The sequence below is a fragment of the Myroides sp. LJL116 genome, from assembly GCF_054871685.1.
In genome coordinates, this window is record NZ_JBTXLR010000006.1 from 80,902 (window position 1) to 106,815 (window position 25,914).

Sequence of the window (25,914 nt, forward strand, 5' to 3'; positions counted from 1 at the left end):
CTCTTTCTATTTAAATTCAATATCCCAAATTCCAGCAGCTCTTTCTAACTCTACCAATGAGATGGCATATTCCAATAAAGTATTTGCATAGGATACCTGAGTATCATTATAAGTTCTTTGTGCTTCCAATACTTCTAGTAAGCTACTTGAACCTCTTAAATAACTATATCTAATTCCTTCAAAAACTTGCTTAGCTTCTACTAGCATGCCGCTTTGATAACGATAAATCTGTTTTTGTTTAGTTAGGTAATTTTTGAAGGCTCCCTGTATTTCTGTATTAGCTTGAATAAGTAAATTTTTATATTCAAGTAAAGCCATCTCATGGCCATATTGGGCAGATTTCACCCCGCTTTCTCTTTTATTAGAAAATTTTAAAGGCACACTTACACCAGCTTTAACTACAGTATGACTCGGAGTTGGTGCAATGATGTTTTGGGCATAAGAATTACTCTCAATTCCCAAAGTAAGACCTAGATCTATGACTTTTTCTTTTTTAGCCAATATTATTTCTTTATCCGCTACACTTATACTTTGCTCAGCTACCATTAAATCCACTCTGTTATATTGAGCTGTTTGCAGTAATTCTTCTAAAGAAAATAAACGCTCAAAATGACTAAAATCACCTAGTGGGCTAAATAATTCATTGGTATTAGTGTTAGATACAAGAGTGTTTAAATCAAGCAGACTAGTATTTAACTCATCTAAAGCATCCTCTAAATCATGTAACATATTGCTAGCTTCAAGTTTACTTTGTATAGCAGAAACTTGACTTATTTGTCCTAAACTATATCGAATACTATCACTTTGAGCAACCTGTAGTATAGATTCATAAGAACTTTTCTGTATAGCAACAATTTCCATGTTTTGCAGTGCCTGGAAATAACTAATGGTACTTTGAGCACGTAAATTCTCAAAAAACTCCCTGAGTTCTAACTGGGTTAATTCTAATTGAACTAAAGCCAATTGATTTCTTGCTTTTCTTTTTCCACCTAACTCTAAATCCCAAGATACCTCCGCTTCGAATCCATATCCCATATCAAGCCTTTTTTGCTGATTATCAAACCAAGCAAAACTTAACTCAGGATCTGGCATTATCTTAGAGGCTACCACTTGGGCATTAGCAATATCTACTTCGAAGCGCTGAGCAGCAAGTGAAAAGTTATCCGATAAGACTCTTTGCAAGAATTCTTGATAAGTAATAGGTGTGGTAACTATTTGCTCTATTTGTTGAGCCCTTCCAAGAGGACTCAACAAAAACACACTTATACAAACTAATAACTTAATATATTTTAACTTCATTATTCTACTCTTTAACTTGTTCATCCTTTATAAAGTCGCTATCCTTACCCCATTTTAGCTCTACCATATAGTACAGTGCAGGTAGAACGAATAAGGTTAGTATAGTGGCAAAAAGCAACCCATAAACAATCACTGTTGCTAAAGGTCTTTGTACATCTGAACCGATTCCAGTTGCCAAAGAAGCTGGAAAAAGTCCTAAAATAGCAACCGTTGCCGTCATTAATACAGGTCTAAAACGCTGTTCTGCTCCCTCTATCACTGCTCTTTTCAAAGCAAAACCTTTTTTCCTTAAATCATTAATATGGGAAATCATGATTACTCCATTTTGAATGGCCACCCCAAATAAAGCGATGAATCCAACTGCAGAAGAAACATTTAAAGACATCCCACGAATATTTAAAGCAAGCATACCTCCAAAAAGTGCTAATGGTACTACAATCATAAGCATACCTGCTTGACGGAATTGACCAAAAGCTCCATAAAGTAACACAAACATTAAACATAGGGTAAGTGGTATAATAACCGATAATCTACTGTAAGCGCGATTTTGGTTTTCAAACTGACCACCCCACTGAATGTGAAACTTATCGTGATCATAGCTAATGTTTTGTTCTATTTTAGCTTGAGCCTCACTAATTAGAGAGCTTAAATCTCTATTTCTAACATTTAATTTTACAGTCAAATGCCTCTTATTCATTTCTCGTGTAATAGTGCTTTCTCCAGTACTTGTACTTACTGTAGCAACTTGAGACAATGGAATCTTAGCTCCTGTTGCACTTGTAAGCATCAAATTGGCAATCTTCTCTGGTGTATCTCTCGTTTCTTCGGTATATCTTGCACTGATATCATACACTTTATTGTCTATAAATACCTGAGAAATAGCTTTACCACCGATAGCTACTTCGATTAATTCAGCAACATCAGCAACATTTAATCCATATTGAGCTATTTTATCTCTATTGGCATGTATTTGCAATTGAGGTAAAGGAGGCTCTTGATCAATGGCTAAATCTACTGCACCTTCCACCTCTTGAAGTGTTTCTAGAACCTGCTCAGCAATTCGTCTTGTCTCTTGAAAATCTTCACCATATACTTTTACTACTAATTCACTATGTGCTCCAGAGATCTTATCCATAACCCCATCAATCATAGGTTGTGCAAAACCAACACTAAACCCAGGAAGACTTTCATATTCTAAAGCTAATTGCTCAATCAAATCTTCTTTGGTTTTTCCTCGTGGCCATTCTTTATATGGCTTAATACCAATTGAACATTCAAAATGGGAGGCGGTAAAAGGATCTGTACCATCATCGTTCCTTCCTGCTTGTACCATAATATAAGTTACCTCATCATATTTCATGGTTCTAGCTCTTAAGCTATCGCTAAGCTCTTTGGACTTATCTAAAGATATACCTGGAGGTAGAGTAACTTGTAACCAAATCGAACCTTCATCTAAAGGTGGTAAAAAATCTTTACCAACATGAATCGATAAAGCTATAGTAGCTACCAAAATAAGACCAATAGGTGCGAAAACCCTTTTAGGTCTATTGATAAGACTCACAATTCTCTTGTCATAGAGTTGTGTTAGTTTATCTAGCCATCTATTATGGTAGATTTTTCTAGGCTTTCTATAAACTGCATATGCAAGTCCTGGTATTAAAATAAGAGCCACTAAAAGTGCTCCTATTAAAGCATAACCAACTGTAAATGCCATTGGAGTGAATAGCTTTTTCTCCACTCTTTCAAAAGCAAACAGTGGAAGATAAGCAGTGATAATAATAATTGTGGCAAAAAACACAGGTCTAGCCACTTGTTTGGCCCTCTCTGCAATACTTTTCTCTTTTAATTCTCCTTCAGGCTGTTCTTCCCTTTTTTTCAAGATAGATTCCATCATCACAATAGCCCCATCTACTATAATCCCAAAATCGATTGCTCCTAGAGATAATAAATTGGCAGGAATATTAGTAAAATGCATCATAATGAAGGCAAAGAGGAGAGAAATTGGAATGGTTATAGCTACTAAAAGAGCTCCTCTCCAACTTCCTAAAAACACGATTAATACGATAACAACCAAGGATATACCCTCAATTAATGTAGTAGAAACAGTATGCAATGTGGTATCTACTAAATCTGTTCTATCTAAAAAAGTATGTATTCTAACTCCTTGGGGTAAAATATCTTGATTCAATTCCTCTACAGAGGCATGAATTTTCTCTAACACCACAGAAGGATTTTCTCCTTTTAATAAAAGTACTATTCCCTCTATACTATCGGAGTAATCTCTTTCTCTATCACTATAGCCTAAAATACCTTTACGCTCTAGATTACCATATTTTAGAATCCCTACATCATTTAAAAAAATAGGAATACCATCTTGAGCTTTTACAACAATTTTCCCTAGATCTTCTAAGTCCTTGATCAGGCCAATACCTCTTACTACATATCCTAAATCTCCTCTATTTAAAATACTACCTCCAGCATTAACGTTATTATCTTGTACTGTCTGTGTGACATCACTTAATGACAAATCGTATTGCTCCAGTTTTATAGGGTCTAATTCTATTTGAAATTGAGTTGTAATCCCTCCAAAGTTAGTTACCTCAGCAATACCTGGAACTTGGTTTAACTTAGGTATAATTACAAAGTTTTGTAAATCGGTTAATTCCCTTAAACTATACCCATCTCCTTCGATAATATATCTATAAACTTCTCCAATTGGAGAGGTTAAAGGGTCTAATTCTGGCTTAGCTTCATAGGGTAAGTCTACTTGATTCAATCTCTCTTGAATACGTTGACGAGCAAAATAATCTTCAATTCCATCTTCAAAAACAAGAGTAATCATTGATAGCCCAAAAGTACTATTACTCCTCATTACATGCATTCCAGGCATTCCGTTCAAAGCTCTCTCGATGGGAATTGTGATTTGCAATTCTATTTCCTCTGCGGCTAAACCAGGAACTTGGGTAACTACTTGTGAAGTAGTGTCTGCAATATCAGGATAAGCCTCAATCGAAAGTTGTTTCCAAGAATAATATCCGAAAATACATAACAAAGAAAACAACGCTACCATAAGCCATCTTTTGTTAATGGCTATATCAATAATATTTTTTTTCATTTCTGTTTTTTTTTCCTAATGTAACTTAGGTAAATAAATACCACCTTGGCTAACTACAACATCCTCTGGAAGTAAACCAGAAGTAATCACTGTATTGTCTTGATCTACCCCACCGATAATCACATTTTTTCGCACAAATTCAAAAGGAGCAATCTCTACAAATACAAAAGAGTCTTTTTCTCCTTGCATAATAGCACTCGTTGGTACTAGTAAAACCTTTTGAGGCTTATCAATGAATCTAACACTAACATACATTCCTGGCTTCAAAATTCTTTGTGCGTTATCTACTTCAATTAAAACATCAATACTTCTGGTTTGCTCATCTACTATTTCACTGATATGATAAATCTCCCCTATTAAAGGAGTATCAGGCATAGCTGCTAACTCCACTTGCACTTTATTTAATCGAGTTAAATGCAATAAGTCTTTTTCCTTAATTTTACCTACTATCCATATCTTGTTTAAAGAAGCTACTTTAACTACAGGCTCAGAATCTTGTTGAATATATTGCCCTATAACAATATTATCCTCAATTACTTCTCCTTGAATAGGTGAACTAACCTTTAAAGGCTGCCCTAATCTAAGATTCTTAACATCTACATCATAAATTTTCATAGCCGCTATAGCATTATCAAAAGCCACTCTAGCAATTGATTTCTGAGTTTGAGCTTGCTCGAACTCTTGTAAAATTCCCACACCATTATCTAGTAAGTCCTTTTGTCTATCAAAATCCAAAACAGCTTGGTTGTATTCTTGCTGGGAATCTAAATATTCTTTCTGTGTTTGATAAAACTCCGGAGAAGATACCTCAAAGAGTACCGTACCTGCTTCTACCTTTTGACCTAACTTAATAGAGGATTTCAAAATCCTACCAGAAAAAGGAGAAGCTACTTCTGCATACTTATTGGGAATCGCCTTTACAATACCCGCAGTGACTAAATTGAAACTAAAGTCCTTTTGAATTACAGTGTCCATTTTCAAACGCGAACGCAAGTTAGAATCCTCTGGTACATTTATTATTTGATTCTCTATGGTAAAGGCTACAGAATCCTGTACTTGCTCCTGTTTTTTAGAACAAAAAGTAAAAAAGAATCCTAAAAACCCCACCATTACTTTGAATACAAATCTTTTCATACAATTACATTTTACTAATTCCTAAAAAATATGTTTTTCATTAAAACATTAACTTTATCTATAAAGTTAATAAACTTATTTCCCTTTTCAGTCTATTTTTCAATCAATTATCCTTATTCTTTTAAAAAAGGACTGATCGGTTGACAAACTTTTTTTAACAACACCGCAAAATTACTTCTTATACCACTTTGCTATCATTAGAAAGGTTATAGAAAAAAATTAGAAAACCATTAGAAAAGCAAAAGAGCGCCCAATTAGGCGCTCTTTTGCTTTTCTATTTTAAATTTAAACGTAAAGTAAAACAACTACCTTGACCAAGTTGTGACTCTACTTGTAAATCTGCTTTATGTAATACTACGATTTTATGTGTTAATGCAAGTCCAATGCCACTTCCGTACACTTGATAACTAGAAGTCCCTCTGTAGAAAGCTTTAAAGATATGTGGTAAGTCTTCTGGACAAATTCCTGGCCCTTTATCTGTGATCTTAATAACTAAATACCCTAACTCAGAGGATAGATGTATAGTACACAATTGGTTTTCTGAAAACTTACAGGCATTATCAAGTAAGTTTAAAAAAGCTACTTCTAAAAGATAGGCATTTCCAAAAACTTCCAAATACCCCTCTTCACTTAAGGAAGGGTCTAGAATAAAGTCAAATTTACTTTGCGGATTCTTTCTTTGAATCTTGTGAATACAATCTAGAATTACCTCATCTATTCTAATGTGTTTAAAAACTATCTGGGTGGGGTCATAACTTGCCTTAGCTAAATCTAATAAACTATTGGAAAGGTGTACTAATTTATTAGAGTCTTGTAAAATATTAGTAAGAGTCACTTTATAGTCCCTAGGGTTTTGAGGTTCAATTAATGCCAATTCAATCTCTGCGATTACAGCAGCCAAAGGGGTTCTTAGCTCATGGGACATATTAGAAACAAAATCTTTTTGAGCAGTAAATGAAGCTTCTAAACGATCTAACATTAGATTAAAATTATTTGCTAAGTCACTAAGCTCATCTTTATTACTATCCTTTACTACTCTAGTGTGTAAACTACTTGCCGAAATACTTTTTATTTGTTTATTAATACTTTGAATCGGTCTTAATATACGATCAGCAAAGAATCCTCCAATATAAAATATTACAATTAAAGAAATTACAGACATTACTATAATACTCACTAAAAGATTATGTAATTTGGTATAACCGTATTGATCATAGGAAACTGCAGTAATAATAAACTCCTGCCCCTGATAAGGATAAACAATAGCTATAATTTGCCAGTCTTCCTGTCTTAGATGCATACTACCTTGGCTACGCACTAAATCAATCATTTCCTGGGTTTCCTTTACTCTATCTACCAATAAGTCATCATGGTATATTAGTTGGAAATCACTACTATATACTGCTACCTCTACCTCGTTGAGTTCCTGATTATTATTTTTATAAATCTGCTGTAAGATATTGGGTTTTACCTTAGCCTCTAATACAAGTCTTGCCTTTGTAATGGCTTCTTTTTCTAATTCTTGGAAAAACTCAACTTCTCTATTTTTTGCAGATGACCAATACACCACTGTAGCAAACACTAAAAGTATCGCCCCAACCAAAATGGAAAACCATAAACGCAATCTAGCTTTAATCTTCATTTTTCTTCAAGATAAATCCCATACCACTTTTAGTATGAATTAATTTATTTTCGGGATTGGTATCCACCTTTTTTCTCAAGTAGTTTATGTAAACATCTATAAAGTTTGTACCTGTATCAAAGTGAGTATCCCATACGTTTTGAGCAATTTCTGCTCTAGATAAAACCCTCTCTTTATTTTGCAATAAATATTGCATTAAATTGAATTCCTTTGGAGTCAAATGAATTTCTTTGTCTTCTTTATAAAATTGTTTTTGATTAATGTCCATCTTAAGATCGGCATACAATAATATACTCGATGTATTCTTGGCACTTTCAAATCGTTTTAAAAGAGCTCTAATACGAACATATAGCTCTCTTAACTCAAAGGGTTTTACCAAATAATCATCCGCTCCTGCATCGAATCCTTCTACTTTATCATCTGTAGTGCCTAAAGCTGTTAACATGATAATTGGAAGGCTAGGCAATTGGCTTTTTAATTCTTTACAAAGATCTACCCCATTGATTTTGGGCAAAATAACATCTGTGATAACTAAGTTGTAATTATTTTGCAGAGCAAGCTTACGTCCCATATAGCCATCATAAGCTACATCTACTTGATAATTTTTGGCTACAAGACTTCGTTGAAGTAATTCTGCAACCCTAACATCATCTTCTATTACTAAGATTTTAATCACAACTAAAAAATTTACTTTTAATACTCTTGCAAGATACGGTATTTTTCAAAAATGTTAAATTTTAAATCCCAACTAAAGGGATGCTTTTTACCTCATTGACAAATCGTTATTCTTTGTATCTTGCATATAAAAAAAAATGGAAAACCCAATCAACAAGATTAAATTAAGAAATCTTCATATTGATGATTACATGGAATTGAAGAAGTCTATGCTAGAATCTTATCCAGAATTAAGTGACCCCTATTGGGATAAAGACGAACTTAAGATGCTTTTAAAGGTTTTCCCTGAAGGGCAATTAGTGATTCTTGTAGATGATGTGGTAGTTGGCTCGGCTTTATCGCTGATAATTGATGAGAAACAAGCTATGTCAGCTCACACCTACGATCAAATTACAGGATATTCTACCTTCAATACCCATAATAAAAAAGGTAATGTATTATATGGAATTGATGTTTTCATCCATCCTAAATACAGAGGATTAAGACTTGGACGAAGACTTTATGATGCAAGAAAAGAACTTTGTGAACAATTAAATTTAAAATCCATTGTATTTGCAGGGAGGATTCCTAATTATTCCAAATTTGCAGACGAGTTAACTCCGAAACAATACATGGAAAAAGTGAAGTCCAAAGAGATCCACGACCCAGTGATGTCTTTTCAAATGGCCAATGACTTCCATATGGTAAGATTAATGCGTAATTACCTAGAAGGAGATACAAGCTCTAAGGACTATGCCATCTTATTGGAGTGGAATAATATCTATTATGAGAAAGAAGTTCAACTTATTAATGCTAAAAAAAGTGTAATACGCCTTGGACTTATACAATGGCAGATGAGACCACTGAATGATCTCGAAGAGTTCTTTGATCAAGCTGAGTTCTTCATCAATGCTGTTTCTGATTATGAGAGTGATTTTGCAATGTTCCCTGAGTTGTTCACTGCTCCTCTTATGGCAGATTATAATCACTTATCAGAGGCTGATGCAATTAGAGAATTAGCAAGATTTACTGATCCTATTCGAAAAAGATTCCAAGAGTTTGCTATTTCTTATAATATAAATATCATTTCTGGTAGTATGCCTTATTTAATCGACGGTATATTATACAATGTAGGCTTTTTATGCAAAAGAGATGGTACCTATGAGATGTACTCCAAAATACATATTACCCCTAATGAGGTATTTTACTGGGGAATGCAAGGTGGATCTAAGATACAAACCTTTGATACAGATTGTGGGAAAATTGGTATTATGATTTGTTATGATGTAGAATTCCCAGAATTATCCCGTCTTTTAGCACAAGAAGGTATGGATATATTATTTGTACCCTTCCTAACAGATACACAAAATGGTTATACAAGGGTTAGAAGCTGTGCTGCAGCTAGAGCTATAGAAAATGAATGCTATGTCGCAATAGCTGGTTGTGTAGGGAACTTACCTAAAGTAAATAATATGGATATACAATTTGCTCAAGCTGCTGTATTTACTCCGTCCGATTTTGCATTTCCAACTAATGGAGTCAAAGGAGAAGCTACTCCTAATACAGAAATGACTTTGATAGTAGATGTGGATGTAGATCTTTTAAAAGAATTACACGAACATGGAAGCGTGAAGATTCTAAAAGACAGAAGGTTAGACCTATATGAAGTGAAAAAATTAAAGCAGTAAAAGACCCTAAAACAGAGATAAAACAGGCTGAAACAAGAATTTCAGTCTGTTTTTTTTTATAAATTTTTCCTAAAAAAACAAGAAAACCCTCCTAACAAACTAGCTCAATGCCCTTAAAATCAACAGCTTATTATTATTAATTGTTTTACATTAGAGAATAAAGGCAGTATACAATTTCTACACCTAGTAATTTAAGCGTAAATTTGCACCCCTCTTAGCGTTTATAGTAGTTTAAACACTAAAGAAGGTTAAGTAAAATTATAACATTTTAAAAAATGAAAATAAAATATTTTTTCTACACCATTATCACCTTCATTGCTATTTCCATGGTTTCATGTATTAAATCAGAAGCACTTAATAATGAAGCAGATATTCTTGAAGCACAAATTGATCCTGCCCTAGAAAAACTTCAGTCACAATTAACTAACAATGAGGTTACTTTCTTTATCAATGATAGTGCTGACATAACAAAAATGGCTCCTGCATTCAAAATTACCACTGGAGCAACTATTTCACCAGCTAGTGGAAGTGTACAGGATTTTACACATCCAATTAATTATATTGTAACCTCGGAGAGTGGTAACTACACTAAGTCCTATAAAGTGAGTATGTTCAAAGCAGAACTTCAAGGTAAGTACTCTTTTGAAAATCCAAAATTATACTCAAATGGTGGCTTTTATGAATGGTTTGAAACAGAGCAAGTTAATCGAGATTCTTCCCAAGAAGAAGCTTCTGTTAAATTATGGGACAGTGGAAACTCAGGTTTCTTCTTGAGTTTCTTAATGGATCCGGATAAAAGGCCAAATGCAGATGAAATGATTACTACCATTGAGCCAAATGGAAAAATAGGTAAAGGAATTAGAATGTCAACGCAAGAAACAGGAGAATTTGGTCAACAATTTGCTCCAATTGCAGCTGGAAATATCTTTACTGGAGTGTTTTCAACTAATATTTTTAATCCAATAGAATCTCCACGATTTGGTATTCCTTATACACAAGAAGAAGAGCCTACTTTGATGACTGGTTATTATAAATATCAACCAGGAGAAGAATTTGTAGTGCATGCCTCTGATGGTAAAACTAATCTAACACAGGATACTTTTGATGCCTATGCTGTATTTTTTGAAAAAACCAAAGCAAATGACTATTTAAGAGCAACCCATAACTTTAGATTTATTGATAATCCAATGGATGATCCTCGCATCATATCTTATGCAAGAATTAATCCAGAAGACCGTCAAATTACACAAGAATGGACATATTTCGAACTAGACTTCCATAGAATTTTAGATCGTAAAATGGAAGAAGGAAAACAATATATGATTGCAATTGTCTTTACTTCAAGTTTAGAAGGAGATAAATACAATGGTGCTATTGGAAGTACTTTATGTATAGATGAAATCGAAATCCTAACTGTTCAATCAAACAGTGTAAAATCCCTATAAATCTACTTAAAATGAAATTAAAACATATATTAACTCTTGTTGCTTTTCTAGGATTAATCTCTTTTACTCAAGCTCAAGAAGCTACTTTAAAGCAAGACAAATCGTTTTTCACTAATAATATGGATTACCAGATCCGTGCCCATGTAAGTGTTGGTGGTTCTTCTCCTTTAGGTTTACCTAGAGAAATTAGAAAAATCAAAAGTTACGACCCAACCCTTGTAACTGGTATAGAATTCAACGCTACTAAATGGTTTTCTGATAAAAGTAAATGGGGAATCAAAGTTGGCTTTAAATTAGAGGATAAAGCAATGAAAACAGATGCAAGAGTAAAAGATTATCTTATTGAGATTAATCAAGGTCAAAGCACTAGTAGAGGATATTTTACAGGAGATGTGAAAACCGATGTTAGAAATACATTTTTAACTCTACCTGTATCTGTAGTATATAAAGTAGCTGATAAATGGAATATTTATGCGGGTATGTTCGCTTCCATTGCAGTAGACAGAAACTTTAGTGGTTATGTTTACAATGGTTACCTAAGAGAAGGAACTCCTACAGGTTTCCGCGTTGATTTCGAAGGTGAAGCAATTGGTGAATATGATTATTCAAGAGAAGTAAATAAGTTCGCTTGGGGTTCACAAATAGGATTCGACTACAGTATCGATAGAAACTTTAAGGTATTTAGTGATCTTACTTATGGTATAAATGGTGTATTAAAGAAAGATTTTAATGCGATTTCTTTTACTATGCATAATATCTACTTAAATATTGGAATGGCTTACCAATTCTAAAAATAAAAAAGGGGTTTTCATAAAATGAAAACCCCTTTTTTATTTTTCAAAACCTCTTAATTAAGAAGTACCTTATCTGCGATTTTATCTTCCCCATCAATTTCTTGAGTAATTGGTAAATTTAATATTCTTGCGACAATTGGATATACATCCACATTTTTAAAAGATTCAACTTTATGATTCTCTTTAAAATTAGGTCCCTGCCCTATAAAAATACCATCCATTTCTTTAATCTGTTTTGGATCGTATCCATGACTTGCTGGAAATGCTCTATTTGTAAAGTAATACGGTGCCTTAGCTAGTAAAACAATATCTCCTACTCTATCAAATTTATCGGTACCTGCTCCAAAATTTAAGTGCTTTGGTAAGTCTTCATTCTTATAAACAGTCATGTGGTCTTTATTTAATCCCTCTTGGATCTTATTGTACCAAAGGTCTATGTCTTGTTTATTCTTCACAAACACACTCATTAATGTTCCATTACTAACCAAAGTTAATTGCTCTTCATCTGCCTTAATAGGAAAAGATAATAAGGTCTCTTGATCAATATCTAACATTCCATGATCAGATACAATAACAAAGTTTATAGGTAATCCTGTTTTATTTACTCTTGTAACTAATTGCTCTAAAGCTTTATCTACATATTGAACTGCTTCATAAGTTTGTTTAGCATCTGGTCCAAATCCATGACCTGCATGATCTACTTGAGGTAAATAAAAAGTAATGAAGTGTGGTCGTGTTTGCTCTGGTAAGCTTAACCATTGCTCTACCGCTTGAATTCTATCTTCTATATCTGATTTCTCTGAATAAGCATAATAATAAGTAGGTAGAGTATTTTGAATTGCTGCCTCTGAACCTGGCCAATAGTAACATGCACTTAATAAACCTGCTTTTTCAGCTAAAACCCATAAAGGGGTTCCACCATACCACTGAGGGTTTCTTACTTGTTTTCCGTTTCTTAATGAATAACGTTCATCAATACTCTGATCATAAATATTATTTCCTGTTAAACCATGGTTTGCTGGGTATAGACCAGTTACTAAAGTATAGTGATTTGGAAAAGTTACCGATGGAAACGAAGGAATTAAAGATTCAGCTTCTACACCCTTCTGAGCTAGTTGTGCTAAGAATTTTGCATCGTGCTTTTTAATATAATCATATCTAAAACCATCAATAGAAATCATTATAACATACGGCTTATCCACTTGCTCTGAAGCATTAAAGCGATTTTCTATAACTATTTGATGTTCTTTCTCATGGTTTTGTGCCTTTACTACACTTGTAAAAAATAGTAGCGTGCACATTAAATAAAATGCTTTTGTCATGGTGATATTTTTACTTTTGTCAAATATCTACAGATAAATTTAGCCATACAAAGTAATTGTGTAAATTTATAGTAAATTTATAATTACTTTTTTGAGAATATGAAAAAAATAGGTGTACTAGGGTGTGGGTGGTTAGGTCTTCCCCTTGCACAAGAACTAATAAAAAACAATTTTATTGTAAAAGGCACAACAACTACATTATCTAAGATGGGTATCTTACAAGACTGTGATATAAAGCCTTACTATATAGATCTAAGTGAGAATAAATTAGATTATATAGATTATTTTTTACAGGATCTAGACTTTTTAATTATAGCTATTCCCCCTAAAAGAGAGGAAGAGCTACCAACATACTGTCAAAATTTTACTCGCTTGATTCCTCTAATTAAAAAACACAAAATCAATAAAGTGATTTTTATGAGTTCTGTTTCTGTATATCAACCTGGAAAAGAAATTATTGATGAACATAGCAATGCATTTAGTAATGATCCAACTGCTCAGCAAATCCTAGAGGCTGAAAAGCTGTTTTTAAATGATTCTTATATTAATGCTTGTATCTTACGTTTAGGAGGTTTATTTGGACCTGATCGCCATGTGGTACGTTATATTTGTTCTAAACCGGAACTATCTAATCCAGATTTACCAATCAATATGGTTCACTTAGAAGATATTATTGCCTTTACACTGAAGATTATCCAAGAAAGTTATAATTCCAATTGTGTTTATAATCTAGTAAGTAATAAACACCTTAGTAGAAAGGACTTTTACACTAAAAGGGCACAACAAGAAAACTTAATCCTACCTGCGCTAGGTTCGAACAATCAACAAGACTATAAAAAAGTAAGTGGACAAAAGATAGTGTCTTTTACCCAGAGAGATTACTCTTTTTAAATCCATAAATGTAATGGTACCAGTAAAATAAGAAGATTGATTTGCATTTTTTTTGTATCTTGTAGAGAAGACGAAAAAATATTCTTATGAGAAAGATACTATTTCCTACAGACTACTCAGAAACAGCCAATAATGCTTTTAAATACGCATTACATTTAGCTAATAATACTAATTCGGAGCTTTATGTTTTACATGTATATGATCCTCCGGTGATTTCAGGAGGTATTTCGCCAAGTCTTGTAGATAAAGTTATTAAGAAAACTAATTTTTTAAAATTAGAACAATTAGAGGCAAACAGTCCTATTTTAAAACAAATACAACAGGAGCAGGATTTGCAGAATGTACAAGTCTATTTTCAAATTAAAGAGGGCTTATTACTTCCAGAAATTTTTGAGGCTATTGCTCAAAACAATATTGACTTTTTAGTCATGGGTACAGAAGGAACCAATGCTAGTTTTCATAAAAAACTATTAGGAAGTAACGCATTAAATGCTATTTCAAAAGTGGAAATACCCACTTTAATCATACCTAAAGAAGCAACCTTCTCTAAACTGCATAATGTTATTTTCACTTCGTCTCTTCAACTAGAAGAACAATCTACATTGGATGAACTAGTGGACATTGCCCAAAGTATAGGAGCCCATATCAAATGCGTACACATTAAAACCAAAAAATGTCCTGATTGTATGGAAGTTTATAAGCAGTGGAAAGTTCGCTATCAAGATAAACCTATTAGCTTTCATTTATTTAGTGATGAAAATGTAGAGAAATCCTTGCTTGATTTTATAAAAATAGAGCAACCTGTTAGTATGGTTACTATGATTAAAAAAGATAGAACTTTTTTTGAGGAACTTTTTTACAAGAGTACTACAGAGCATTTAGCTAAGCACTTAAAAGTACCTGTCTTTATTTACAAGAAAAACAAACAAACTTCCTTAGAGAAAATTTTAGATTTATAAAAAAAGCATCCTAATTAGGATGCTTTTCTTATAAAATCTAATCGATTTTCATTTCAGGGATCTCCCCATTGATGATTAAATCTACCTCTGTGGCTTTTATAATTTGCTCTACACTTACTCCAGGAGCGCGTTCTAGAAGCTCTATTCCCTTATCAGTTACTTGAAGAACTGCTAATTCAGTTACAATTTTCTTGACGCAATTTACTCCTGTCAATGGTAGAGTACAATTTTTTAAAATCTTAGACTCCCCTAATTTATTAACATGCATCATTGCTACAATAATATTCTCGGCAGATGCAACAAGATCCATTGCTCCTCCCATACCTTTTACCATTTTTCCTGGTATTTTCCAGTTGGCAATATCCCCTTTTTCAGATACTTCCATTGCTCCCAATATAGTAAGATCTACATGCTTACCTCTTATCATACCAAAGCTAGTAGCTGAATCAAAATAACATGCACCCTTTAGGGCAGTAATAGTCTGTTTTCCTGCATTAATTAGATCTGGATCCTCTTCTCCTTCAAAAGGAAATGGTCCCATACCTAATATACCATTTTCACTTTGAAATTCCACATTCATACCCTCTGGCACATAATTGGCTACAAGAGTTGGGATGCCTATTCCAAGGTTAACATAGTAACCTTCCTTTAATTCTTGGGCTATCCTTTTAGCTATACCTACTTTATCTAACATAATGTAAATTTAAAAATGAATTATTTTCTTGGAACTACAGTAAGTTGCTCAATCCTTTTTTGGTAGTCTTTACCTTGGAAAATTCTTTTTACAAAAATTCCAGGTACATGGATTTCATTAGGATCCAAATCCCCCACCTCTACTAAGTGTTCTACCTCAGCAATGGTAATCTTAGCAGCACCTGCCATACAGGCGTTAAAATTACGCGCTGTTCCTTTAAAGACTAAGTTTCCAGCCTTATCTCCCTTCCAAGCCTTTACAATTGCTATATCGGCGTCAAAGGCAAGTTCTAGAATATGAGGTTTTCCTTTAAAATAGCGTACTTCTTTACCATTAGCTACTTCTGTTCCGAAGCCTGCTGGAGTATAAAATGCAGGGATACCCATTTGAGCAGCTCTACATTTTTCAGCTAGAGTTCCTTGTGGGGTAAGTTCAACTTCTAATTCTCCACTTAGCATTTGTCGCTCAAATTCATGATTCTCTCCAACATAAGAACTAATCATTTTCTTTATCTGATGTTTATGAAGTAACAATCCTAGGCCAAAATCATCTACCCCAGCATTATTAGAAATACAGGTTAAGTCTTTTACATTTCTTCTGACCAATTCTTCAATGGAATTCTCTGGAATCCCACACAGTCCAAAGCCGCCAAGCATAATGGTCATACCATCACTTACATCGCGCAAGGCTTCTTGAACATTAATAACATTTTTTAGTATCATAAGAATTTTAAGGTTAATTAATTGCTCTTAAAAATACAAAAAAAAACGCCTTTAAAAAAGGCGTTTTATATTATTAAAAATCAAACTCATCGGTTTGAAGTACAGATTCATTATTCTGACTACTATCTGATTCCAATGTACTACAGTCAATTCGAATCGATAAATTATCAGGTCTTGGGAATTCCCCTTTAGAAACATGTAATGTTTTATCGGCGTAAACTTTATTCATATAAACTCCCCAGATTGGAAGAGCTAAAGTTGCACCTTGTCCATAAGTCATTGTTTTAAAATGGGCAGCTCTATCATCATTTCCTACCCAAACTCCAGTTGCTAAATCTGGAACCATTCCAATAAACCATCCATCGGAATTATTCTGGCTTGTTCCTGTTTTTCCAGCAATTGGGTTAGTAAATTTATAAGGGTGTCCTGTTACCCTCTTGTAACCTGCACCTTGCCAAGTTGTACGTAAACGAACCCCTGAACCACTTTCTGTTACCCCTTCTAAAAGCTTAATTATAGCATAAGCAATATCTGGACTTAAGACATCTTTGGTTTCTGGTACAGCATTATATAATACTACTCCATTCTTATCTTGAATTTTAGCAATAAAAACTGGTTTAACATAGACTCCTTGGTTAGCAAATGTACTATATGCTGCTACCATATCACTTACAGTAATATCCACTGCTCCTAATGCAATAGCTGGACTTTCTGGAATATCTGCGGAAATACCTAGATCTCTGGTTAAATCTATTACGGCTTTAGGACCTACTTTATCCATTAACTTAGCAGTAATTGTATTTACTGATCCTGCTAGACCTTGTTTTAAAGTCATAATCCCTTTATAAGAACGAGAAGCATTTTGTGGACTCCAGTCTTGGCTAATACCATACTTACCTTTAGGCATTGTAAAGGGAGAATCTATAATAGAATCACAAGGTGAGTAGTGTAGTTGTTCAATGGCTGTAGCATAAACAAAAGGTTTGAAAACTGAACCTACTTGTCTAGCTCCTTGACCAACGTGATCGTATTGGAAATGCTTGTAATTAATACCTCCAACCCAAGCCTTAATATGACCCGTTTGCGGCTCCATAGACATCATCCCTGCTTGTAAAAAGTGCTTGTAATACACAATAGAATCCATTGGAGTCATTATTGTATCTACATCTCCTTTCCAAGTGAATATTTTCATAGGAGTTTTTACCTTAAATGAAGCAAGAATATCTGATTCTGATTTACCTTGCTTTTTCATTTGTCTATAGCGATCTGAATTTTTAATCGCTCTATTCAAAATACCGTCTTGTTCTGTAGAGCTAATTCCATAAAATGGTGCCATTTTATTATTCTTTTGCTCAATAAAAAACTGTTCTTGTAAGTTAGCAATATGTGAGGTAACAGCCTGTTCTGCATAATTCTGCATACGAGAATCAATGGTTACAAATATCTTTAATCCATCTCTATAAATGTCATAAGTTGTACCATCTTTCTTTGGGTTTTCTTTCACCCAACGTCTCATAAAATCTCTCAAATACTCACGGAAGTAAGTTGCTATCCCATCACTATGACTCTCTGGAGTATAATTTATGGATAATGGCAGTTGCTGTAATTCTACACTTTGCTCTTGTGTAATATAGCCGTTCTTTGCCATTTGATGCAAAACTACATTTCTCCTTCTTTGTACTAATTCAGGTCTTCTTACTGGATTAAAATAGGAAGGGTTTTGTAACATTCCTACAAACATTGCAGACTCATCCGTAGTTAAATCCGCCAGTTCTTTACCTAAATAAATTCTACTAGCTGAACGAATTCCTACCGCATTGTTCACAAAATCTGCCTTGTTTAAATACATAGTAAGAATCTCACTCTTAGTATACTGTTCTTCTAATTTTATAGCAATCACCCATTCTTTGGCCTTTTGCATAATACGCTTAGGAAGACTTTTTGAACCTTCTCCGTGAAAAAGTAACTTGGCTAATTGTTGGGTGATTGTACTTGCTCCCCCATTACTTCCTCCAGCGATAACAGCACGTAGAGTACCTCTTGCATCAATACCTGAATGGTTTAAGAAACGTTCATCCTCTGTTGCTATTAAGGCATTTACAAGGGATTCTGGAATCTCTTCGTATTTTACAGGAACTCTATTTTCTAAATAAAATTTCCCGATAGTTTTACCATCAGAGGAAATAATTTCTGTAGCTACGTTACTAGCCGGATTTTCTAACTCATCGAAAGTTGGCATTGCACCAAAAACTCCCCAAGAAGCACACAAAAAGAAAAGTGCAACGGCAGCAAAACCACCAATAAAAATTAGCCAGAAGGCTATTACATAACTTTTAAAACTTTCCTTTTTAGGGGCTGTTTTTTTTGTATTCTCTTTTTTTGAACTCATAAACTTAATTCGCTCTTTTTATTTTTCTTTTTCAATTCTAAGTCCTACCTCTGAAATACCAGGTAATTGGTCTATACCTTTTACTTCGCCTAACTGGCGAACGGCTTGCTCTAAGGTAAACTTATAGGTTCCACTTTGATTAAAAATATAATCTTGTTTTAACCATAATTTACTTTGCTTAATATCCGTAAAGCCATCACCCAATAATTCTCCTTGAGCATTTGCCATTTGGTATTGCAAAGTATCCACAACAATTGTCATATCCGGCTGATACATCTTAAAAATCACATATAGATTACTATATGGATAGTTGTTATTAGCCCTGATATTAATAAATAAATTACTAGGACTGATGGTATCTTGAACCTGATAAACAAAGGTTTTTACATCTTCTTTAGCCCAATAACCTTGGGTTTTATGGTATTGATCAAATACTACGTTATTATCTTGCTCACAAGATATTAGCAAAAAACATACCACAAAAAATAAAACTATAAACTTATTCTTTATCTGTACTTGGTGTATCATTTTGATTATTCGAATTTTTAGCTCGTTTATTCCTATTACGGTTATTTTTTGGCTTTATTATATTGCTTTTCCCTTCAGCATCCGCAGTATTATCCTGTTTACCATTGCTTGAATCTACACGAGGTGTCTTAACCTCTCTTACTTCCTTGGCATTTGTATTTCCTTTAGATTCTTTTGGCGCTCTAGTTGGTTTTGGTCCTCTAGGTCCTTTTACTTCACCTCCATCTTTTGTTGGGCGTTGAACTCTTTCTCTAGTTTGCTTTTCTCCAGTAGAGTTATTCACATTAGTAGGTGCAGCACTTGTATCCGTTTCTTTCTTTGGAGCTCTAGTTCTAGGTTTTTTTGCAGGGCGATTTGTTTTCGCATCTGTTCTTCCTTTATTAGCTGCTGTAGTTTCTTGCTTTTGATTAGCGTTATCTACTTCCTTCTTACCTTCCTCTTTAATTCTCTTTCTAGCTGGTTTTTTCTTGCGTTTTGGTTGATCAAAGCGAGTTACACTATCTTCTTCTGAGATTTTCACATTTACTTCATCTTCCAATTCTAAAGAATAACTTTCTAATTCTTGACCGCGTTGATCTTTAGCATTTAAATCAACAATCTCTTTTACTTGTTCTGCAGTTAAAACATACCAATTGGCAGAGTTATTTGCATAAGCAAACCACATTTGACCTTTAAAAATGTCAATCTTCTGACAAATTGCTAATCCCTTAACTGTTAAAAGTTTAGTATCTGTATCAGGCATATCTTTGATAGCCTCTAAATAAGTATCTAACTCATAGTTTAAACAACATTTCAATTTACCACACTGACCTGCTAATTTTTGCGGGTTAAGTGATAATTGCTGATAACGTGCAGCTGCAGTGTTTACACTTCTAAAATCTGTAAGCCAAGTAGAACAACATAATTCACGTCCACATGAACCAACACCTCCTAAACGTGCTGCTTCTTGTCTAAATCCTACTTGCTTCATCTCAATTCTAATAGAGAATTCACGAGCAAAATCTTTAATTAATTGTCTAAAATCAACTCTCTCGCTAGCGGTATAATAAAAAGTAGCTTTAGATCCATCTCCTTGAAATTCTACATCAGAAATTTTCATTTCAAGGTTTAAACTAATAGCAAGTTCCCTTGCTCTCATTCTAACTGGCTCCTCTTTGCTTCTCGCTTGTTGCCAGATGTCGATATCCTTTTGTGTTGCTTTTCGGTAAATTTTTAAAACATCACCATTAATTTCTACATGCTTTTTTTTCATTTGAACTTTTACAAGTTCACCTGTTAAAGAAACAATCCCTATATCATGACCTGGAGATGCCTCTGTAGCAACTACATCCCCCATGCTTATAGTTAACTCTTTAGGGTAACGATAAAAATCTTTTCTTCCATTTTTAAATCTTACCTCTACTATATCGAATACTGGTGTGCCACTTGGATAAACCATGTTTGCTAACCAGTCAAATACTGCTAATTTATTGCAACTATCTGTTCCGCATGTTCCTCGACTTTGACATCCTCTTGGAACTCCATTACTACTCTTATCTGTTGAACAATTTGTACAAGCCATTTATTTTTATTTATATATTGATTCCCTTTTAGGGAAATTATTTTAACTAAGTCGCTGTAAAGATAGTATTTTTAAAGGACGCTTTTTCATTTTTTTAAAGCTTATATCATTCTCACTTAACCTAATGCCTTTACTTGTTTTCTTCTATTTTATTTTAGAACTAGCAATGTAATTTGATAATGTTTACATTTTTAGCAAAATCCTAATTTTAGCCTACAAACAAGTTTTTGTACTTTTGCACTTTACTCTTTTTATAAACTCAAAGATGACTGCTAAACAAACCATTGGAATTATAGGGGCAATACCTCAAGAAATTAACGGTATTATAGACTCCCTACAAAATGTTACACAAACTCAGATTGCAAATCGAATCTATTACAAAGGAACAATTGGCGATCAAGATGTTGTGGTGGTATATTCACGTATTGGTAAAGTTGCGGCGGCAACTACAGTTACCACTTTATTATTAAACTTTGATGTATCCAAAGTTATTTTTATTGGAGTTGCAGGTGCTATTCACCAAGATGTTCAAGTTGGAGATGTTGTAGTAGCTAGCAATTTAGTGCAATATGATATGGATGTATCTCCATTAAGACCTAAATTTGAGATTCCATTATTAGGCAAAACATTTTTTGAAACAGACTTACAGTGGTCTAATCAACTTGTGGAGCAAATTCAACAAATATTAGATCCAAAGGTACTGCATACACTAATCAGTAAAGAAGACTTAGAGAAATTTCAAATCTCAAGTCCAAAAGTACATTTTGGTATGATTGCTAGTGGTGATCAGTTTTTCTCTACTATGGAGCAAAAAGATAATCTTCAACAGGCCCTACCCCAGGTAATGTGTGTAGAAATGGAAGGTGCAGCTGTAGCCCAAGTGTGCTTTGAATTTGGTGTAGATTTTACTGTTATTCGAACTATATCTGATAATGCAAACCAACATGCGAGTTTTAGTTTCCAATCTTTTGTAGAACAGGTCTCTTTAATCTACGGTAAGGAAATAATTCAAAAAGTTTTAGCATAGACCATATTTAAAAAGCCCCGAAGCACTACACAGTAGATCTTCGGGGCTTTTTAAATATTCTATTACTTTTATTTTGCTTCCCTTATTAAGTAAATATAAACAGGAAAGTGATCGCTAAATCCAGGCTCACCATTACTATTTCTTAAAGGATACCCTTTGTATTTACCAGAGGTTTGAATCATAAATGGCTTCTTAAATATTTGTGCCTTCCAAAATTTCCAAGTATCATACCCATCTTGCAAATAAGGTTCACTTAATATTATTTGATCAAATACGTCCCATGCATCTCTATAGGCAAGAGTACCATTACCTTCTTTTGCCAATTTTTCAAAAGGATTATATAATCCGAACTTTTCTACTTTACTCTTAGAGTCTTTGGCATTTAATACTTTTTTAATACTATTGTTATAAGGCCCATCATTCATATCCCCCATAGTAATAATCTTAGCATTAGGGTTGATACTTTGTAAAGAGTCAATAATAGTGACATTCAAGGCTGCAGCAGCTTCCCTTAAAGGACTACTTCTTTTTTCACCACCCGAACGAGAAGGCCAGTGATTTACAATAAAGTGTATTTGCTCCCCTTCTAATAAACCACTTACTACTAATTGATCTCTTGTGTATATCCTTTGTGGCTCACCTGTTTTACTATCTAGCTTTTTATTATCATAGATATACAAGGTATGTACTTGACTACTTAATGGCTGAAAATAAGTTCTTGAATACAAGAATCCAACATCGATTCCTCGTTTATCAGGTGAATCATAATGCACTATCCCATAATTATTAGGAACAAGTAAGGGATCATTGACTAAATCTTCCAAAACTCCACGATTTTCAATCTCAGCAACTCCAATCACTGCTGGCATCTTAGGGTTTTCTGACCTTCCAATTTCTGACATGACTCTTGCCAAATTATGGATCTTCTTCTGGTACTTTTCAGTAGTCCAATTTTGTGCTCCTTGGGGAGTCCATTCTTGATCATAAATGGTAGTGTCTCTTTTGGTATCAAAGAGGTTTTCGACATTATAAAATGCGATAGTCTGAATTTCATATTCCTTTTCTTGTGAGAAAACACTCAAAGAAAGAAAAAGACTCAGTAAAAAAACCTTATAGCTAATTGTACTTTTTAACATATATATTGATTTTTAATACACAGCAAATTAATTCTATTCAAAAATAGTTAATTTTTATTTAAAATCAGTATATTTGATTGTAAATATTATCTTAATATAATGCATAAGTAATTTTAAAAATTTTATCTATGAGAAAACTTTTACTCGGTTTATTTCTAGTTTTACAAGTGCATTTAAGCTATGCTCAACAGGTAACTGGAAAAGTTGTAGATGCTGAATCCTCGACACCTATCAATGCGGTATTGGTAAGTGTAAATGCGACCAACATTTCTACTTTAACGGATAATAGTGGAGATTTTATTCTTTCTGATCTTAAAGAAGGACAGCACTCTATTGTTATTTCCTATATGGGGTATCTTACAAAAAGACTTTCTTTTACTTTGGATGGCCAGAACATTGACTTAGGGAACATCCAATTGGAACAAGATGTAGCTTCAATGACACAGATGGGGTTAATTTCCCTATCGGAAAATGATTTAGGGGAAGATAATTCAAGTTCGGAGTCCTCCTCTAGTTTACTACAAGCAAGTAAAAACCCATTCCAGCAAGTAGCTGCTTATAATTGGGGACAAGCTTTTTACCGTTTAAGAGGGCTAGACAATGAATATGGCTTAGCTCTAATCAATGGCATTGTAATGAACAAAATTTATGACGGTAGACCTCAATGGTCTAACTGGGGCGGTCTAAATGACGCTACTAGAAATCAAACTTACTCCTCTAGTACTTCGCCCTCAGACAATACTTTTGGTGCAATATTAGGAACACAAGAAATTTCCACAAGAGCTTCCCATATTAGAACAGGGGCAAAAGTTGGATTTTCTGGATCCAATACCAATTACACTTGGAGGCCTTATGCAATTTACTCTTCAGGACTTAATGAAAATGGATGGGCTTATGTTTTTTCAGCTTCCTATCGTGGAGCTAGAGAAGGTTTCTTTGAAGGAACTAATTATGATGCTCCTTCCTTTTTTGCTGCTATAGAAAAGAAGTTTAATGATAACCACAGTCTAAATTTCACAGCAATTTACGCTAAAAACAAAAGGGCTAAAAACTCTCCTTTAACACAAGAGCAAGTAGACTTGAAAAGCTATAAATATAATTCCTATTGGGGCTACCAAGGCGGAGACAAGCGAAATTCAAGATACAAAACAGTAGAAGAGCCTATTTTTATGCTAACCCATTATTGGAAAATAGATGAAAAAAACACCCTGAATACTTCTGTAGCCTACCAATTCGGAATCATTGCTAATTCGCGCTTTGGCTATAAAGATAATATGAATCCAGACCCTACGTATTATAGAAATATGCCAAGCTATGCTTTAAATTACCATAATTCTAATGGAGTTTGGGAACCAAACTTAGAATTAGCAGAGCAAAAAGCACAATACTTTAAAGAGCATGGTCAAATTGATTGGGATAATATCTATAATATCAACCGCTTCAACGATGGAGAAAGCAAAATTATTCTATATGAAGATGTACAATCTGATCAAACTTTTAGTTTTAATACTAGCTTTAAATCTTTACTTACAGATAATATAACTTTTGATGCAGGAGTTAACTACAGACGTCAAAAATCACATAATTATAAAAAAGCTATTGACCTTTTAGGAGGTGACCGCTACTTAGATGTAGACAACTACCAAACTGGAGAGGCTAGAGAAAACGATTTGAATAATCCAAATAGATATATAGGAAAAGATGACCATTTTGGATACAATTACAATGTATTTGCTGATGTAGTTAGTGTATTTACCCAATTTGTATTTGATTACAAAAAAGTAAATTTTTATGTAGCTCAGAATATTGGGTACACCAATTACCAAAGGGAAGGACTTTATAAAAATGGAGTTTATCCAGAAGACTCCTATGGAAAAAGCAGTAACATAAACTTTAATAACTTTGGTTTTAAAGCAGGTGCAACGTATCATATAACTGGTAAACATGCACTAAATTTAAATGCTTCTCTTTACAACCAAGCACCGACAATACGAAATACATTTGCCAATGCTAGAGTAAATAATAAAGTTACTCAAGACTTAAAGAATGTAGATATTTTAGCCATAGATGCTAGCTATATATACCGTTCACCTAAACTTAGAGGTATTCTTACAGGTTATGTTTCAGAAATTAAAAATGGTACAGACATTTCTTTTTACTATGCAGATGGGGCAGGTATTATGAATGCTGAAGGAGAACTACTAACAAAAAGTGGTGGTGCCTTTGTTTCAGAAATTCTTACTGGAGTTAATAAAAGAAATATTGGGCTAGAAATGGGAGTAGAATACCAGGTTACCCAAACCTTAAAAGCAACTGCAGCAGCATCCTTTGGACAATCTTTTTATACCAATAATCCAGAGATACGACTAAATTCAGATAATGTTGCTCAGACCTTTGACTATGGTCATGCTTATTTAAAAAACTACCGCTTATCTAACGGTCCGCAAACTGCTTTATCCCTAGGATTAGAATATAGATCTCCTGAATATTGGTGGTTAGGGGCTAATATAAATTACTTTGATGACTTATATACAGATGTTACTGCTTTAAGAAGGACAGATAACTTTGTAAAAGATCCAAGTGCTGGTGGCGATATATTCCCAGGATTAACCGATCAAATAATCCGAGACATGTGGAAACAAGAAAAAATAAGTGATTTTTCTTTATTAAATATTAGTGGAGGAAAATCATGGAGATTACCTAATAGAAATATTATTGGACTAAATGCCAGTATTAATAACGTACTAAATAAAAAATATAAAACTGGAGGTTTTGAACAAGCTAGAAACGCTAACTATGCTAGTGAAAAAGCCAATAATGCAAGCGGGGTAAATACTTTTGCTAACAAATACTTCTATGGATATGGTAGAAATTTCTTTGTAAATATCTATTACAACTTCTAAAACTTCTTACA

Annotated in this window: 19 protein-coding genes; 7 read left to right on the forward strand and 12 right to left on the reverse strand. The window is 33.7% G+C overall.

The annotated features are described in order from the left end of the window. Positions 1 to 6: 6 nt before the first annotated feature. The 5 genes from ACYSNM_RS06745 to ACYSNM_RS06765 form a co-directional block, all read right to left on the reverse strand. Complete coding sequence (locus ACYSNM_RS06745; protein WP_461756192.1) at positions 7 to 1,299, reverse strand: TolC family protein; 1,293 nt, start codon at positions 1,297 to 1,299, stop codon at positions 7 to 9. 4 nt (positions 1,300 to 1,303) lie between these two features. Next, a complete protein-coding gene (locus ACYSNM_RS06750) occupies positions 1,304 to 4,414 on the reverse strand; it encodes an efflux RND transporter permease subunit (RefSeq protein WP_461753216.1) in 3,111 nt (1,036 codons plus the stop codon). A 15-nt stretch (positions 4,415 to 4,429) separates the two neighbouring features. Next, the gene (locus tag ACYSNM_RS06755; RefSeq protein WP_461756193.1) at positions 4,430 to 5,548 is read right to left on the reverse strand and encodes an efflux RND transporter periplasmic adaptor subunit; all 1,119 of its coding nucleotides are present in this window, start codon (positions 5,546 to 5,548) and stop codon (positions 4,430 to 4,432) included. 274 nt (positions 5,549 to 5,822) lie between these two features. Further along, the gene (locus ACYSNM_RS06760) at positions 5,823 to 7,190 is read right to left on the reverse strand and encodes a sensor histidine kinase (RefSeq protein ID WP_461756194.1); all 1,368 of its coding nucleotides are present in this window, start codon (positions 7,188 to 7,190) and stop codon (positions 5,823 to 5,825) included. Then, positions 7,180 to 7,866, reverse strand: a complete 687-nt coding sequence (locus ACYSNM_RS06765; protein ID WP_461756195.1) for a response regulator transcription factor — start codon at positions 7,864 to 7,866, stop codon at positions 7,180 to 7,182. Before ACYSNM_RS06765 ends, ACYSNM_RS06760 begins: the two co-directional genes overlap by 11 nt. A gap of 136 nt (positions 7,867 to 8,002) precedes the next feature. On the opposite strand from ACYSNM_RS06765, the gene ACYSNM_RS06770 reads away from it, so the two are divergent. From ACYSNM_RS06770 to ACYSNM_RS06780, 3 genes are all read left to right on the forward strand, one after another. Continuing rightward, positions 8,003 to 9,532 (forward strand): bifunctional GNAT family N-acetyltransferase/carbon-nitrogen hydrolase family protein, encoded by a 1,530-nt coding sequence (locus ACYSNM_RS06770; protein WP_461756196.1) that lies wholly within the window; start codon positions 8,003 to 8,005, stop codon positions 9,530 to 9,532. A gap of 275 nt (positions 9,533 to 9,807) precedes the next feature. After that, complete coding sequence (locus ACYSNM_RS06775; protein ID WP_461756197.1) at positions 9,808 to 10,977, forward strand: PCMD domain-containing protein; 1,170 nt, start codon at positions 9,808 to 9,810, stop codon at positions 10,975 to 10,977. Between the two features lie 11 nt (positions 10,978 to 10,988). Next, positions 10,989 to 11,768, forward strand: a complete 780-nt coding sequence (locus tag ACYSNM_RS06780; RefSeq protein WP_461756198.1) for an outer membrane beta-barrel protein — start codon at positions 10,989 to 10,991, stop codon at positions 11,766 to 11,768. Between the two features lie 56 nt (positions 11,769 to 11,824). On the opposite strand, the gene ACYSNM_RS06785 is transcribed toward ACYSNM_RS06780, so the two are convergent. Continuing rightward, positions 11,825 to 13,093: an alkaline phosphatase family protein gene (locus ACYSNM_RS06785; RefSeq protein WP_461756199.1), complete on the reverse strand. Its 1,269-nt coding sequence runs from the start codon at positions 13,091 to 13,093 to the stop codon at positions 11,825 to 11,827. A 99-nt stretch (positions 13,094 to 13,192) separates the two neighbouring features. Between ACYSNM_RS06785 and ACYSNM_RS06790 the strand changes: the two genes are divergently transcribed. Beyond that, complete coding sequence (locus ACYSNM_RS06790; RefSeq protein WP_461756200.1) at positions 13,193 to 13,984, forward strand: NAD-dependent epimerase/dehydratase family protein; 792 nt, start codon at positions 13,193 to 13,195, stop codon at positions 13,982 to 13,984. A gap of 86 nt (positions 13,985 to 14,070) precedes the next feature. Then, positions 14,071 to 14,943 (forward strand): universal stress protein, encoded by an 873-nt coding sequence (locus ACYSNM_RS06795; protein ID WP_461756201.1) that lies wholly within the window; start codon positions 14,071 to 14,073, stop codon positions 14,941 to 14,943. A 37-nt stretch (positions 14,944 to 14,980) separates the two neighbouring features. On the opposite strand, the gene ACYSNM_RS06800 is transcribed toward ACYSNM_RS06795, so the two are convergent. The 5 genes from ACYSNM_RS06800 to ACYSNM_RS06820 form a co-directional block, all read right to left on the reverse strand. After that, the gene (locus tag ACYSNM_RS06800) at positions 14,981 to 15,637 is read right to left on the reverse strand and encodes a CoA transferase subunit B (RefSeq protein ID WP_461756202.1); all 657 of its coding nucleotides are present in this window, start codon (positions 15,635 to 15,637) and stop codon (positions 14,981 to 14,983) included. A 20-nt stretch (positions 15,638 to 15,657) separates the two neighbouring features. After that, positions 15,658 to 16,359, reverse strand: coding sequence for a CoA transferase subunit A (locus tag ACYSNM_RS06805; protein WP_461753227.1), 702 nt, complete (start codon positions 16,357 to 16,359; stop codon positions 15,658 to 15,660). A 73-nt stretch (positions 16,360 to 16,432) separates the two neighbouring features. Next, on the reverse strand, positions 16,433 to 18,748 hold the full coding sequence (locus ACYSNM_RS06810) for a penicillin-binding protein 1A (RefSeq protein ID WP_461756203.1): 2,316 nt from the start codon (positions 18,746 to 18,748) through the stop codon (positions 16,433 to 16,435). Positions 18,749 to 18,766: 18 nt separating this feature from the next. Then, on the reverse strand, positions 18,767 to 19,276 hold the full coding sequence (locus tag ACYSNM_RS06815) for a gliding motility lipoprotein GldH (protein WP_461756204.1): 510 nt from the start codon (positions 19,274 to 19,276) through the stop codon (positions 18,767 to 18,769). Beyond that, positions 19,248 to 20,837, reverse strand: a complete 1,590-nt coding sequence (locus ACYSNM_RS06820) for a PSP1 domain-containing protein (RefSeq protein WP_461756205.1) — start codon at positions 20,835 to 20,837, stop codon at positions 19,248 to 19,250. The genes ACYSNM_RS06815 and ACYSNM_RS06820 overlap by 29 nt, the downstream gene beginning before the upstream one ends. 265 nt (positions 20,838 to 21,102) lie before the next feature. On the opposite strand from ACYSNM_RS06820, the gene ACYSNM_RS06825 reads away from it, so the two are divergent. Then, positions 21,103 to 21,864: a 5'-methylthioadenosine/adenosylhomocysteine nucleosidase gene (locus tag ACYSNM_RS06825; protein WP_461756206.1), complete on the forward strand. Its 762-nt coding sequence runs from the start codon at positions 21,103 to 21,105 to the stop codon at positions 21,862 to 21,864. 68 nt (positions 21,865 to 21,932) lie between these two features. On the opposite strand, the gene ACYSNM_RS06830 is transcribed toward ACYSNM_RS06825, so the two are convergent. Further along, a complete protein-coding gene (locus tag ACYSNM_RS06830) occupies positions 21,933 to 23,000 on the reverse strand; it encodes an endonuclease/exonuclease/phosphatase family protein (RefSeq protein WP_461756207.1) in 1,068 nt (355 codons plus the stop codon). A 128-nt stretch (positions 23,001 to 23,128) separates the two neighbouring features. On the opposite strand from ACYSNM_RS06830, the gene ACYSNM_RS06835 reads away from it, so the two are divergent. Next, positions 23,129 to 25,903, forward strand: a complete 2,775-nt coding sequence (locus ACYSNM_RS06835; protein ID WP_461756208.1) for a carboxypeptidase-like regulatory domain-containing protein — start codon at positions 23,129 to 23,131, stop codon at positions 25,901 to 25,903. The last annotated feature ends 11 nt before the right edge of the window (positions 25,904 to 25,914 follow it).

What these genes read in the sequence shown, in the direction of transcription:
- ACYSNM_RS06780 (WP_461756198.1), top strand. Translation starts at nt 10,989, where the DNA reads ATGAAATTAAAACATATATTAACTCTTGTTGCTTTTCTAGGATTAATC.
- ACYSNM_RS06805 (WP_461753227.1), bottom strand. Translation starts at nt 16,359, where the DNA reads ATGATACTAAAAAATGTTATTAATGTTCAAGAAGCCTTGCGCGATGTA.
- ACYSNM_RS06795 (WP_461756201.1), top strand. Translation starts at nt 14,071, where the DNA reads ATGAGAAAGATACTATTTCCTACAGACTACTCAGAAACAGCCAATAAT.
- ACYSNM_RS06835 (WP_461756208.1), top strand. Translation starts at nt 23,129, where the DNA reads ATGAGAAAACTTTTACTCGGTTTATTTCTAGTTTTACAAGTGCATTTA.
- ACYSNM_RS06785 (WP_461756199.1), bottom strand. Translation starts at nt 13,093, where the DNA reads ATGACAAAAGCATTTTATTTAATGTGCACGCTACTATTTTTTACAAGT.
- ACYSNM_RS06815 (WP_461756204.1), bottom strand. Translation starts at nt 19,276, where the DNA reads ATGATACACCAAGTACAGATAAAGAATAAGTTTATAGTTTTATTTTTT.
- ACYSNM_RS06810 (WP_461756203.1), bottom strand. Translation starts at nt 18,748, where the DNA reads ATGAGTTCAAAAAAAGAGAATACAAAAAAAACAGCCCCTAAAAAGGAA.
- ACYSNM_RS06750 (WP_461753216.1), bottom strand. Translation starts at nt 4,414, where the DNA reads ATGAAAAAAAATATTATTGATATAGCCATTAACAAAAGATGGCTTATG.
- ACYSNM_RS06820 (WP_461756205.1), bottom strand. Translation starts at nt 20,837, where the DNA reads ATGGCTTGTACAAATTGTTCAACAGATAAGAGTAGTAATGGAGTTCCA.
- ACYSNM_RS06790 (WP_461756200.1), top strand. Translation starts at nt 13,193, where the DNA reads ATGAAAAAAATAGGTGTACTAGGGTGTGGGTGGTTAGGTCTTCCCCTT.
- ACYSNM_RS06770 (WP_461756196.1), top strand. Translation starts at nt 8,003, where the DNA reads ATGGAAAACCCAATCAACAAGATTAAATTAAGAAATCTTCATATTGAT.
- ACYSNM_RS06800 (WP_461756202.1), bottom strand. Translation starts at nt 15,637, where the DNA reads ATGTTAGATAAAGTAGGTATAGCTAAAAGGATAGCCCAAGAATTAAAG.
- ACYSNM_RS06830 (WP_461756207.1), bottom strand. Translation starts at nt 23,000, where the DNA reads ATGTTAAAAAGTACAATTAGCTATAAGGTTTTTTTACTGAGTCTTTTT.
- ACYSNM_RS06825 (WP_461756206.1), top strand. Translation starts at nt 21,103, where the DNA reads ATGACTGCTAAACAAACCATTGGAATTATAGGGGCAATACCTCAAGAA.
- ACYSNM_RS06760 (WP_461756194.1), bottom strand. Translation starts at nt 7,190, where the DNA reads ATGAAGATTAAAGCTAGATTGCGTTTATGGTTTTCCATTTTGGTTGGG.
- ACYSNM_RS06745 (WP_461756192.1), bottom strand. Translation starts at nt 1,299, where the DNA reads ATGAAGTTAAAATATATTAAGTTATTAGTTTGTATAAGTGTGTTTTTG.
- ACYSNM_RS06755 (WP_461756193.1), bottom strand. Translation starts at nt 5,548, where the DNA reads ATGAAAAGATTTGTATTCAAAGTAATGGTGGGGTTTTTAGGATTCTTT.
- ACYSNM_RS06775 (WP_461756197.1), top strand. Translation starts at nt 9,808, where the DNA reads ATGAAAATAAAATATTTTTTCTACACCATTATCACCTTCATTGCTATT.